We start from the raw sequence: 12,783 nt of genomic DNA on the forward strand, positions 1-12,783 counted from the left end.
TTTTACCTGATTATGGAGCCCTTTCTTGGATGCACCCGAATTCAGCTTACAAGATTGATTTCTTATGGGCTGATTCATTTGCTAGCATTTCTAATTCTGAATTGTCAATTGGAACAAGATGCTGATATGCTTTTTGTTTTGCCTCTAGCCAATGCTGCAGGAAGCAATTCAGATGAAGATTCTAGTAATCCCTGCGAACTGAATTTTACTTCGTACTCTTTTGGATCAACTACCAATTCTTTGTCTAGCAACTATACAGGAACGATATCTACAAATTCAGTAGCGATCAACCTTCCTTACGGAAGAATTGTTCGCGCAATCGCTGATTTCCAAACTACAGAGAATACAGCAGTTCAGATTTCGGAGACTACGCAAGTGAGTGCTTCCACTTCAAACGATTTCTCGAATCCAGTTGCTTATACTCTCTCTCGTGCAAATTGTCCGAATGCAACAATTACAGTGAATGTAACACCTTTATCACCTGTTCCAGAAACTGGACTCGCAAATTGTTATGATAGCACAAGTATGCAAACCTGCAATGCAGTTTCTACAACGCACCCCAGACAAGATGGAAGCGTTGCATCAGCCAATGGTCGGTCTCTACTTGCATCTGCTTCCACAACATTCAACGATCGAATTACTGTTGATCAGGTAACAGGACTTATCTGGAATTCTTGCTTAATTGGTCAAGACCCAACAACCAATTGTGGTGGAGCAGCAACAGGAATGAACCAGGATGATGCGATCACCAATTGTTCCGATCTTAATAATCGAAATTCTGGATCAGGATACGGAGGTCTCAAATTCTGGAGACTTCCCACGATCCAAGAATTGATGTACATCACCTATCATAACGATGGTGAGCCTTTTATACACACCACTCGATTTCCGCAAATAGCGGCAACAAATTCCGTCTGGTCGAGCACAATTGATCCCAATGATGCATCCGAAGGCTATCGACTCAGATTTGTGGATGGCAATTTTTTGAATCAACGAACTGATTCGGGAATCCGTTTTGCACTTTGTGTATCGGGAGGGGCAACACCCTCTCGATCATTGAGTATTGTCAACGATGAAGAAGTCAATGACTTGCGAACCGGTCTAACATGGAAAAGATGCACTTCAGGTAGAACCTATCCAGGTTGTACTGGCGCAAATCCAAATCCCAATTGGCAGGCTGCACTCCAAGATTGTTCTAATTTGGGTGGAAGATGGCGTCTCCCGAATTCACACGAGTTAGTAAGTCTGTTCGATTATTCTAATGCAACCAATGGAATTGAAGGAAGCTTTTTTCCAAATGTTACACCGAGTGTTCAATACTGGTCAGCTACAACAAGCTCTCATGCTGGTTCACAAGCGGGAGCATTTGCTATGAATTCATTAGGAGAAGTGGTAACAAATCTTACGAAAAGCACGGCTGCAAATATCAAAGCCTATTGCGTGCAAGATTCCAATTGATATAAATTCTGCCGCTACTGCAACTCTGGAAAACGATACTGAGCTAAACATTCTGGATTGCTTAGTGCATTGGCATTTTTTACTTCTTTTCCTTCGACAATATTCTTGACAGCGAGTTCGACCTTCTTGCCATTCACTGTGTACGGAATGTCCGTAACTGGAAGAACGATGGCAGGCATATGTCGAGGCGATACTTGATCACGAATTGTTTTCTTAATTTTGGATACAAGCTCTTCGCTAAAAGTATAGTTTGATTTCATCTTGACAAAAAGTACAATTCGTACGTCATCTTGATAGTCTTGTCCAATAATCACTGAATCTTGTATTTCTTCAAACGTTTCTATAATATTGTAGATATCGGCTGTTCCGATTCGCACACCACCAGGGTTGAGTGTTGCATCACTTCTACCATAGATGATCATACCGTCTGTAGCTGTAATTTCAGCAAAATCTCCATGACACCAGATGTTTTCGAAGCGAGAAAAATATGCGTCTTTGTATTTGGTGCGATCTTTATCTTTCCAGAAATACAAAGGCATAGAGGGAAAAGGTTTCTCGCACACTAATTCACCTTTTTCTTCAAGTACAGATTGTCCGTCGTCATTGTATACATGGACTGCCATACCAAGACCTCGGCATTGTATCTCAGCTGAATAAACGGGAAGGGTTGGATTACCGAGCGCAAAGCAGCCGTTAAGATCTGTTCCACCTGAAATGGAAGATAATTGTATGTCAGATTTTATACGATTGTAAACAAATTCAAATCCAGATGCAGGTAAGGGTGATCCGGTTGAGAGAATAGCTCTTAAACTCTGCAATTTAAACTCGGATTTTGGATCTACTTTTTCGGAATCGAGAACCGTAAGATACTTGGCAGAGATTCCAAATACATGAATTTTCTCACGATCGATCCATTCCCAGAGGAATCTCCAATCTGGATAGAAAGGATTCCCATCAAAAATACAAAGACGCGAACCAATATAAAGCGATGAGGCAACCCAATTCCACATCATCCAACCGCATGTTGTATAGTAAGTTATGGATTCGTCTTCAACAAGATCCGTATGTAGAATCAATTCTTTCGTATGGTTGAGTAGAACTCCTGGCCCTTGTACAATGCATTTAGGCAGACCTGTAGTTCCAGATGAGTACATAATGTACACTGGATCATTGAAATGAATAGGAGTGTATTGAATTTCGATACTTTCACCAGGGTTTTTATCAGATGGCGATGGAATTTCGTTCCAGAGAATTATTTCTTTGGAATGTTTGGATCCATTGGCATGAACAGATGATTCTGTCCATTCTTGAATCGATGATAGATCTAGAGCTTTGTCTTGTTCAGTAAAGTTCCAGATTACAATTTTCTCTACTGATGGAAGCGAATCAAGAATCTCCTTCCATTTCGCAAGGCATGAAATTTTCTTGCCTTTGAAAAAGTAACCATCACATAGAATTAGAATTTTAGGGTCTATCTGTTGGAAACGATCTAACAACCCTTTGGTGCCAAAGTCTGGCGATGCACTTGACCATATTGCACCAAGTGATGTGGTTGCAAGCATCGATAGTATAGATACTGGAGAATTGGGAAGAATTCCTGCTATTCGATCCCCTTTTATTATATCAGATGCAATCAAGAAATCTTGCAATCTTTTCACTTCATGCAAAACGTCTCTGCGAGTAAGATCGGACGCGGGAACAGTTGAGGATTCAGGTTGGAAATGAATTGCAACACGATCCTGGTCTTCTGTGAATCTACGTAATAGATTCTCGGCGAAATTGATCTCGGAACCTGGAAACCATTCTGTATCGTAGAAATTCTCTGATAATGTCCAAGTAGACTTTGCTTCTTTCTGAAAAATCAATCCCGAATATTCTGCCCAGTATTGCCAGAAATCTTCCACATGTTCTGTTGACCATTTCCATAACTCATGGTAATTGGAAAATTTCTTACCAATTGACGATTCAAGTGCTTTTTGAAAAATCGTTAACTGAGATTTCGTAACATTACTATGATTAGGTGACCAGAGAGGAATTTGTTTTGGATTCTGCTGATTCATAACTGAGTTCCGATATTACTTTTTGCCTGGAATGAAATAGGCAATGTTTTCTGGACCTTCATGGATCACAATTTTTTGGATAATTCCACCCGTTTCGTCGACTGATGATTTCAGTCCGTAAAAAAACCATTTTGCTATATTCTCGGATGTCGGATTGACTCCTTTAAATTCAGGAAGATCATTGATCATAAGATGGTCAATGGTGTCGACAAGCTCTTTTAGCTTGCTTTTCGCTGATATAAAATCATAGGATATTCCGTCCGCTCGAAGTCCATTCTTACCCGCTAGATACACTTCTACTTTCCAGGAATGGCCGTGGATCGGTTCATCAGATCCATCGGGAAAATATTCGTAAAGGTAATGTGCCGATTCAAATCGACCCTCAATTCTTATATAAAATTCGCCTTTTTCATCTAGAAACATAATACTTGACTGTATACCACAAGTCTAATTAATGTATAGTAAAATCTTAGGGGCATGCAATGACTGAATCAACAAAAACTGGTTTTTATAAAGAAATGACTGTAGGGGAAGCAATGGCTCTCCATCCTGAAGCTGGACTCGTTTTTTCAAGCTATCACCTCGGAGGCTGTTCACATTGTTCGATTAATGAATTAGAAACGGTAGAACAAGTCTGTATGGGATATGGAGTAGAAGTGGAAGTTCTGATTGATAGCTTAAATAATCTCTTAGAAGATTCAGAAGATTAAACTCTGACAATCCTGGTCAAATAGCATGATTAGGGCGAGACATTCGCCCTGTTCTCATTTTTTCAAAAATAAACCACCTTCATATTTCTTTAAAGAATAAAGAAATTTCATATTTCCTCGTTTGAGGGCTGTAATACCAGTTGACGATACCTTTCATTTATTTATTTTATTGTAAATGTCTAGGTTGGCATCTAATCGAAATAATATCAAAAAATATTTAATTTTCTGTAATTCATGCAAAATACTAAGATAATTGTATTCATTTATTCTCTTTGTCTTTCGGGTTGTATAACAATCTACAATTCTGATATCAAACCTATATCTTCAAAATTTTGTATTGGTAACGAAAAATATCATATTTTTCTACTGAATAGCTATTCTCAGATAAATGAAGATCAATCGATTGAAATGAAACCAGAGATTCCATTAAAAAGTCTCAAGAAAAAGTTAATGAAAGTTAGTTGCATAGAAGTAATTGAAGAAATTTCTAGTATGAATGAAGCGAATCATATTGATTCCAAATTATGTAAGATGATAAAATTGAATATAACTTATCATTCACCATTTAGTTTTGCAAAAATACTGTTTCTAATTCCAACTAGGAGTTTAACGGAATACAAAGTAAATATAATCAATATTGATAGCTTAAATAATCAGGAATTGATTTCTACTTATCGTTATGAAAAACTGAATTACTACTGGTTTTTTCTTCTACCTCTGACACCTTTTTTATTTGATGATGAATATGAAGAGACAATTTTGAACAATTTGGTTCGAGATCTTCAAGTTTGAATTTTAGAAATAATAAATTTTTACGCATTGGCAAGTCTCTTCCAAAAAGTTCAATTTATAATATGAATGAAGGAAATTCGAATGAAAAAAGATGATTCTAGTGGCCAACGGAATAAGCTGGTCATAGAGGATACCACTCTTGAACTTGAACTACTCACCAAGTTGATTCTAAAGCCATGCGGTATGCAATTGAATAATATTGAAGTGGATAAGGAAAGCCGTGAGTATGCTGCGCATAGAATTCAAATAGGCAAATTCAAAGCAATATTTCGTGTATCAAAAATTACTCCAATAAAATCCGGACAATTTGTAACAGTTTGGAAACGGAACATTCAAGGAATAACAAAGCCATTTGATCTCTCAGATGGAATTGATTTTTATATTATTGGATCTAAGAAAGAAAATCATTTAGGCTTTTTTATATTTCCCAAGAAAATCCTTCAGATTCAGAGAATAATTTCTGATGCGAACAAAGTTGGTAAACTTGGGATTAGAGTCTACCCGCCTTGGGATACTACAACGAGCAAACAAGCACAGAAGACTCAAAACTGGCAATCTGAGTATTTTGTTGATGCATCAAATGAAAAGAAAATTGATATAAATCAAGTTAGTGCGATCTTCGGGTTGGAATAGGATGTTCACGAAGGGTGGTGTTAGGCTAGGAAGTCGTATGTATTGAATTTTGTTTTATTAGTATTTTGATATTTTTTCTATTATTATTTACTTTGAGCGCTTTTCGTATACTTTGTGCTCTTTGTGGTTAAGAAAAAAGAGTTACCACAAAGTTCTCTAAGTGCACACGAAGTTCGCTTAGAGACATGTATTAGTTAGGGGTTAACTGTTTTCTTTTTTTCTTCCCTCTGATTTCTCTGCTCTGCTCTGCCCAGCATCAGTTTCTGCAAGAAATGGTGCTGTGGTCTCTTTGTGTGAACCGTATTTTATTCCGAAGGAATGTAAATAGTATACCAATTCACTTAGCTATATACCAATCAAAATCGCTTAACTGAATTGAGATCTCTTCCGCTCGCACGTAGTGGTTGCCGTCTGAGGGGTTTTGGCCCATCACCAGTCCAACCCCTTGGTGGTGGGTAGACATTCCGAGTTGGCCACCGGACCGAACGAAGGTAGGCACGAATTCTATTACCACAAAGTTCTCAAAGTTCACACAATGAACACGGAGGATTATCATTGAAAGCCTAATCCTTATTGAATATGAGGCATTGATGATAAAGAATTTTAAATACAAATTACTGCATTCGCGAAAATCAAATTTAAATAGAATTCCTGATTGCGAAATATTATCCAAATCCGATGCTTAGTTGAAAGGCTAAAATTTTTGAGAAAGATGGATTCAACACCCCTTTGTTGGCTACAAATATTCTACTAAACACCAATAGCCATCGAATATAATGTATCTTACAATGAGTAATCTACGGGAATATAAAAGGATCGTAAGCGATTCTAGTAAAACTACAGAACTTGTTCGAGTCAAATACGGTGACTATAAGTTAGGTAATCTTTGGTCTACAATATTGGAGAAACAATAATGAAGTATTTATTGATTTTTTTCCTTACATCTCTATCATTATCTTCCAATGAACATAATGATCTATTAAATTTATTAAAACGGATAGAAACATATAATAATAGCTTTGTTAGCGGTAGAATGATTACATCTCATGAAGAAGATAAAGTTTATTTAGTTAATTATTATAAGTCTCATGAAACATTCAAAAGATACCTCAAACAACCAGACCGTTTGGAATCGATAGAGAAATGGGGAGATCGACGTCGTTGGTTTGTTAGCAAATGGAAAGGTAAGGAACCAGCGATCTATGTTTCTGCCTCTTATAATAATGGTCTTGTGTTGAGAGATAATGAACAGTCCTCGGATTTGAAGGACGACTATCTATTCTATTTCAAGAACTATTGTGAGTTTGATGGCAAGGTTGATAACCGTTATGCTCGTATTAAAAAGATGCGTCTGACCTACTATGATTCACCTTACACAACAGTGAACAATATGAATGACATTAAGCTAAAAGAAAGTTTTAAAAGAATAAAGAGCTATGAAATAGAAATCATAGAAGATGAGAAAATCATAAATGCAATGCAATCTTTTCACCCACTGAAGCCTACAACAAGTTTCGGTAAGATCTTCGCAATCCAATTGAAAGTCTTGGAAGTCTACCCAGGCGAGAAAAATATGCCTTTATGTACATCAGATTATTACATGGGACATAGACTATGGGGTAGCTATGAGGATGTTTTGGAAGAAATTGATGAGTTGCCAGAATTGAAAGGGAAAAGGAATCCGTATTGAATTTTCCCCAGCACCATTTAGCGAAGCAAAGCTGAAGGTTTTAAATGGTGCTTTGTGTCTTTGTGTGAACCGTATTTTTTCTACTAATATTTACTTTGGGTGCTTTGCGCATACTTTGTGTTCTTTGTGGTTAAGAAAAAAGATTACCACAAAGTTCCCTAAGTGCACATGAAGTTCTCGAAGATTGATATTCGAAAAAGGACAGGTTCAGATTTTCACTTAGCTATATACCAATCAAAATCGCATAAATAAATTGGGATCTTTTAAACCTGTGCGGAGTGCCTGCCTTCGTGACGGCTTTGGCATTCCGAGTTGGCCACTGGACGGAACGAAGGTAGGCACGTAGCCTAGGCAATAGCTACGTTTACTTCTAGTCTTCCAAATTTGGAATATAGATTGATCTGAAGAGTAGGTTTTTTGTTGAATTTGATAGAAGTGTTTTTGGAATCAACGATATTGGGTGTCGTAATCTCGATAGATTGACCAGCGGATGTAAAAATATTCATCGCATTACCAGTTGTCATATTCGCAATCTCACCTAACATATCTTTGAATTCATTCTTGAGATCTTCTGGTGACATACCTGGAACCAATTTGGAAGAGATTTTGTAAGCTGCATCGTAGTTGAGGCTGTAAACAACCTCTCCACTGAATGAACCAATCACCCCTACTATGATCGCAAGTTCATGCGATGGCTCAGGGGAATCTTTGATCCCAATTTTGCCACGAATCAGATCTGTTTGAAGAACATCACGAAATACGATTGTCGCTGCCTCAAGGAAAGGGTTGATGAAATCTGCTTTGATTTGCATCACTCGCCTGCCATTCGGATATTTCTTTGTAGAGGATTCTCTTTGCTCATGGATGCGATCATCTCTTGGAAAAATCCAGCTAACATTTGCTTGTCGTCAGGGATTGCAGCGCTAACAGTTGGTGCTTTCGTATCTGGCAATCTAAGTTCTGTGAACTCGACAAAAATATTCTTATCGCCATCTTTGTAAGGGCCACCGATTTTCTTGGAACCAAAGCCGATTTCACTCATGTCTTTGAGAAAAGTCTGGTCACCGCTCAATCTATAGACTTGACCTCCGGCAGAAAGAGATGAAAGGTCTCCAATGCTGAGTGAGGATAGACTGATTGGCTTTGTAGAAATTGCTTCTGCCAATTCTTCCAAGCTAGCCCCTTCTTCCTTTTTGACACGAAGCAATGATTTTCTATCCTCGAGAGCTTTTGTTTTTTTATCCAATCGAATCTTATTTGTAAGGATCGCTTTTCTTGCATCAAAGCTCAATGGTTTACCATCGGGATCCTTCGGTGTATTGCCTGCAGAAGTTTCTTTGTCGTATTCCGAACGGATTTCTTCATCAGAAATAACCAATTCTTTTTCGACCACATTCATCAACTCGGCATCCGTAACAGAAACAAGTCTTAGTCCAAATTTTGCAAGTTGAGCTTCCTTTTCTATCATCTGTTCGCTTGTTGTCTTACGAAGGTCAGCACGCATAAAACTATTAAAAAGACTCATCGATGTCGTTGATTCCTTCTTAAAAAGAATTGGCTCGCTGCGCAGAATACTTCTATAAATGTCTTCTGCTGACCGAATATCTTCTTCTCCATATCCAGCTTGGTTGGTCTGCTGCTTATGAAGTTCGCGCGCTTGCCTCGACATTTCTCTCTTGATGGCAAGTTCAGAGACCTGATATCCGAATGCATCAGCGAGTTCTCCCGCAACAAATACAGAACGAATTGTCTGAAAAGCACAACTTACCAATAGATCTTCATTGGATGCAAGTTGCGGAGCATAGTCCTTGTATTGGAAATAGCAATTTTTTCTAGCAGCGTTGAAATAGTCGATAGAGATCGCACGATCTCCCACTTTTCCGGCCGTTGTGCTCATACGACCCGTTACTTGGTCTATGAGATTTTGTTCCATATCACCTGGCAAAAAGGTGATGATTAGCATGAGAACCATAATTGAGAGAAAAAGTCCGATGACCCCTCTCCAGATTTTCTGTCCTATGGTCGTTGGGGTTTCTTCAAGCATAATAACTTCCTACATAGAAGACAATTTCATGGGGTTATTCTGTAAACCAAGAAAATTCTACTATAGATAAAAGGCTAAAATATAGATAATAGAAGCAAGATGCTTTTTATTGCGATAGCCATGATTCTGATTGGGATACTTTGTTTTATATATGTATCTCTCGCCCAAGGGGATTCCAACAAAGCTCAGGTCGATCGATTGGAAAGTAATTTCCCGGGCAAACGCAGGGCAAAAATGCAAGAGACAGATCTTAGACATAGTCTCTACAATGCACGAGGTCGCAGCCAGTCCAATGATCTTGATGATGATAGAATTCTACATGAGAGAAGTTTTTCCGATTCGAATTATTCTGATCCAGAAGTTTTATATACCAAGCCTGTTATGGAAACAAGCAAAAGACCTGACATTGTTGATTCAGTTAGCGTAATTGATGAGGCGGGTTCCAAAGTGAATCTGGAGCCGGAGTCTCATTTCAAAATTCGTGGTTTGTTATTTATGGACATGAAGGGCAAAATTCCCTATGAGAAAAAAGATCTCAAAGATTTAGATCTATCCGAAGACTGTTTCCAAGATCTGCGTAGAGTAGGCGAAGGTGCAATGAGCGACGAGAATGGATCAATGATCTTTCGAGTGAAAAATCTAACATACACATACGAACCAAGAGATCTTAAACAAGTTGTGTTCTTTGATGAAGCTGTGGTCTTTCTTCCTTCAAGACCAGATCTACCGGCTCCCGTGTTCTTTACCGACGGAACGGATGAAGTGCGAGCCTTCTTTGCACAAGCAGAGAAAGCTCTCTAAACTAAAGCCAAGTTCTCAGATTATCAGGGAAATTTATTCTTAACTCTAGTTTTCTTTAAAACTACTCTCTAATATTAAATTATTCTTCTGTCTGATAGTAAACTTCTGTTAGAACAAATGCTTGTTTATCATCTTCTCGAATTCTAACTCCCATTTTTGCCGGGTAATCTTTTAGAATCATCATAAGTCCAATGCCCGAATGACCCGATGGATTTTGGCTGTTCTCTTCAAGCTTCTTGAAATACAAAGAATCCAAATCATCTGATGCAAATACTTCTGACATAACTCGATGGAAATTCATTGCCGATTCTTTGGAAGTTGAGTTCTCAACTTGCATTTTGAAAATTCCACCATATTGATTCAAATTGATGGTGATATTCGATTTTTTGTCCATCGAATACTTAGCAGCGTTCTCTACCATCTCGTTGAAAACTGTTGAGATTGAATGGAAAACAGGAGTTTCAGATATATCTTTTACAGCAACGTCGACTGGAAGGAAAGAATATGAGTAAAAACCTGCGACAAAATCTGCCAAAATCCCAACTCGTTTCCAATAGGTCACCAAATCCAAAGGTGTGATGATGATTTCCACATGGCTGTCTGGGACTTGTTCGCTTGGAACTACCTTTCCGTAATCGCCTAAAAGAAGTTCTTTCAATTTTGTGCCTCTCTTGCTATTCCTTGACAGGAAAACCTTGCCAAAAATAGTATATGGAAAACTTATTAGTATGAGCCAAAAAGAAAAAGAAAAAAATTGGTTCTACTTGGTGTTTTTGGAAAAATTTATATATGGCAGCTGAAATCGTTCAATACGCTGATTACAAACTAATTCCTGACATTTTACCTCCGGAATCTCATATCTATTTGCGTTTACAGCCAATTGATATGATGTCTCAGTGGAAGAGAATAGGTTTGGTTTCTGATTTTACAGCGGACTTTTTTGCAAACAATCAATCCTTGAGCGATTATGTTCGGAATTCTGTATCCACGGTCGTGAATGAATTGATTGAGAATGCTGCAAAATTTGCCAAACCAAGAAATGGATTGATTGATCTTGATTTGAAATATTACTCTACTATAATTAAGATTGAAGTGAGAAATGTTGTATCAGATCGGATGAGATTGAATTTTGAATCTCATATCAAGAAATATCTTTCGGGTGATATCGAAATGATGTATTTTGATCATCTAGAAAGCCTAGTGAATAAATCAGATACTTCAGGTATGGGATATTTGATGATGTATAAAGATTATCCAATTCGTTTTGGATATCAATTTAAGAAGATGGAAAGTGATAGGCATGAGACAACTGTTGAAGCTTATCTCAACATAATAGAACAATAGACCAGGACATAGGGAAATGGAAGTAAAAACAGACGAATACGCCGCCTCCTTTATAGAAGCAGAAAATACGGTATTGATGACCGGATCTATGCGACTTCAAAACTTAGCAGCTTATGAAGAGATTAAGAAGATTTTGAAGGATGGTCTGGATAGATCCCAAGGACAATTAACGATTGATATTCGAGGATTGAACTTTTTGAACAGTTCTGGGATCACAACAATCAGTCTTTTTATCATTGAAGCAAGAAATAAGAAAACTACTCCGATGCGCATATTAGGTTCAGCTAAGATTTCTTGGCAAGCTAAATCTGCCGCTAACTTCCATAAACTTTGGAATGAGATCATTGTAGATTTTCCAGATAAGACTCCCGAGGATAATATTCCAGGAGTATAATATTATAATGAGCGATCTATACTTAGATTCCTTATCTCTTCAAGAAGAGATGCCAAGACTTGCGGCACAATCACGCCTAGTCTATTTGGGTCTTGAGGAATTTCTAAGATCGCACCCAATTCCAATAAAAAATGAAGGATCTTTGCTAGATGTAGGATCTGGATTAGGAATACTTACGGCTCTTGTTTCTAGGCATTTCCCAGGAATCCATGTAACTGGATTAGACAAATCCACTGACATGATTCGATTTGCACAAGTTTCTAATCCTAAGATGGAATGGGTGAATGGTGATGTGGCTTCACTTCCTTTTAGTGATGCAAGTTTTGATATTTTACTAAATTCATTTTTTCTCATACATCTTCCTCAACTTGAAAAGTCTCTTAAGGAGATGGATCGCGTTTTGAGACCAGGTGGCTATATACTCATGATCGAACCAGATCAGCAAGCGACTAAAGTCGATCCTCTCATTGAGAAATTAATCCATAGCCATGGTGAGCTAGGTCCTGGTGACAGGAAGGCTTTAACTCAAGCAGAAAGTTTTTACTTGGGTAAAGCGTACGAAATGATCACACAGCAAGAATTGATCATTACAACAGATGGTAGTGACGATGCGCCAGAGCTCAATTATCCGAATATCAAAATCGGTCGCATGACAGCTTGGTCTATGATCAGTCATATGGGACAACTGATGAATCTTAGAGATATTTACAACGAATGTTTGGAATCTTACATGAAAAAAGAAATTTCCATTCAACAATTTGTTGTCTCGATACGTCTTTATCGCAAGAAAGCTTAGCAAAATCCAAAAGATTTAAGAATTTCCTTGACGCAGGAAATCTAGTAATAATAATCAATAT

Annotated in this window: 14 protein-coding genes; 9 read left to right on the forward strand and 5 right to left on the reverse strand. The window is 37.8% G+C overall.

Going from position 1 to position 12,783, the window contains the following annotated elements; translation table 11 throughout:
- The first annotated feature begins 12 nt into the window (after positions 1–12).
- Positions 13–1,458 carry an Lcl C-terminal domain-containing protein gene (locus O4O04_RS05655; protein ID WP_272534759.1) on the forward strand — a complete coding sequence of 482 codons (1,446 nt, stop codon included), beginning with the start codon at positions 13–15 and terminating at the stop codon, positions 1,456–1,458.
- Positions 1,459–1,472: 14 nt separating this feature from the next.
- Here O4O04_RS05655 and O4O04_RS05660 read toward each other — a convergent pair whose 3' ends face one another.
- Positions 1,473–3,518 carry an acetoacetate--CoA ligase gene (locus O4O04_RS05660; RefSeq protein WP_272534761.1) on the reverse strand — a complete coding sequence of 682 codons (2,046 nt, stop codon included), beginning with the start codon at positions 3,516–3,518 and terminating at the stop codon, positions 1,473–1,475.
- A 15-nt stretch (positions 3,519–3,533) separates the two neighbouring features.
- The gene (locus tag O4O04_RS05665; RefSeq protein WP_272534763.1) at positions 3,534–3,941 is read right to left on the reverse strand and encodes a 6-pyruvoyl trahydropterin synthase family protein; all 408 of its coding nucleotides are present in this window, start codon (positions 3,939–3,941) and stop codon (positions 3,534–3,536) included.
- 59 nt (positions 3,942–4,000) lie between these two features.
- Between O4O04_RS05665 and O4O04_RS05670 the strand changes: the two genes are divergently transcribed.
- From O4O04_RS05670 to O4O04_RS05685, 4 genes are all read left to right on the forward strand, one after another.
- Complete coding sequence (locus tag O4O04_RS05670) at positions 4,001–4,228, forward strand: disulfide oxidoreductase (RefSeq protein ID WP_272534765.1); 228 nt, start codon at positions 4,001–4,003, stop codon at positions 4,226–4,228.
- A 234-nt stretch (positions 4,229–4,462) separates the two neighbouring features.
- Entirely contained in the window at positions 4,463–5,020 is a 558-nt protein-coding gene (locus O4O04_RS05675; protein WP_272534767.1) for a hypothetical protein, read from the forward strand.
- An 81-nt stretch (positions 5,021–5,101) separates the two neighbouring features.
- Positions 5,102–5,653, forward strand: a complete 552-nt coding sequence (locus O4O04_RS05680; protein WP_272534768.1) for a MepB family protein — start codon at positions 5,102–5,104, stop codon at positions 5,651–5,653.
- Between the two features lie 913 nt (positions 5,654–6,566).
- Positions 6,567–7,343, forward strand: coding sequence for a hypothetical protein (locus O4O04_RS05685; protein WP_272534769.1), 777 nt, complete (start codon positions 6,567–6,569; stop codon positions 7,341–7,343).
- A gap of 347 nt (positions 7,344–7,690) precedes the next feature.
- Here O4O04_RS05685 and O4O04_RS05690 read toward each other — a convergent pair whose 3' ends face one another.
- Both O4O04_RS05690 and O4O04_RS05695 read right to left on the reverse strand, forming a co-directional pair.
- Complete coding sequence (locus O4O04_RS05690) at positions 7,691–8,155, reverse strand: chemotaxis protein CheX (protein WP_272534770.1); 465 nt, start codon at positions 8,153–8,155, stop codon at positions 7,691–7,693.
- Positions 8,155–9,387, reverse strand: coding sequence for a hypothetical protein (locus O4O04_RS05695; RefSeq protein ID WP_272534771.1), 1,233 nt, complete (start codon positions 9,385–9,387; stop codon positions 8,155–8,157). Before O4O04_RS05695 ends, O4O04_RS05690 begins: the two co-directional genes overlap by 1 nt.
- Positions 9,388–9,486: 99 nt before the next feature.
- On the opposite strand from O4O04_RS05695, the gene O4O04_RS05700 reads away from it, so the two are divergent.
- A complete protein-coding gene (locus tag O4O04_RS05700; protein ID WP_272534772.1) occupies positions 9,487–10,188 on the forward strand; it encodes an LIC_11490 family protein in 702 nt (233 codons plus the stop codon).
- Positions 10,189–10,267: 79 nt separating this feature from the next.
- On the opposite strand, the gene O4O04_RS05705 is transcribed toward O4O04_RS05700, so the two are convergent.
- Entirely contained in the window at positions 10,268–10,846 is a 579-nt protein-coding gene (locus O4O04_RS05705) for a DUF6272 family protein (protein WP_272534773.1), read from the reverse strand.
- A gap of 131 nt (positions 10,847–10,977) precedes the next feature.
- On the opposite strand from O4O04_RS05705, the gene O4O04_RS05710 reads away from it, so the two are divergent.
- The 3 genes from O4O04_RS05710 to O4O04_RS05720 are packed head-to-tail and all read left to right on the forward strand — an operon-like array spanning position 10,978 to position 12,722.
- The gene (locus tag O4O04_RS05710) at positions 10,978–11,532 is read left to right on the forward strand and encodes a slr1658 superfamily regulator (protein ID WP_272534775.1); all 555 of its coding nucleotides are present in this window, start codon (positions 10,978–10,980) and stop codon (positions 11,530–11,532) included.
- 16 nt (positions 11,533–11,548) lie between these two features.
- A complete protein-coding gene (locus O4O04_RS05715; protein WP_272534776.1) occupies positions 11,549–11,926 on the forward strand; it encodes a slr1659 superfamily regulator in 378 nt (125 codons plus the stop codon).
- Positions 11,927–11,933: 7 nt separating this feature from the next.
- On the forward strand, positions 11,934–12,722 hold the full coding sequence (locus O4O04_RS05720) for a class I SAM-dependent methyltransferase (protein WP_272534777.1): 789 nt from the start codon (positions 11,934–11,936) through the stop codon (positions 12,720–12,722).
- Positions 12,723–12,783: the final 61 nt, after the last annotated feature.

Source organism: Leptospira sp. GIMC2001 (assembly GCF_028462125.1).
Lineage (GTDB): Bacteria > Spirochaetota > Leptospiria > Leptospirales > Leptospiraceae.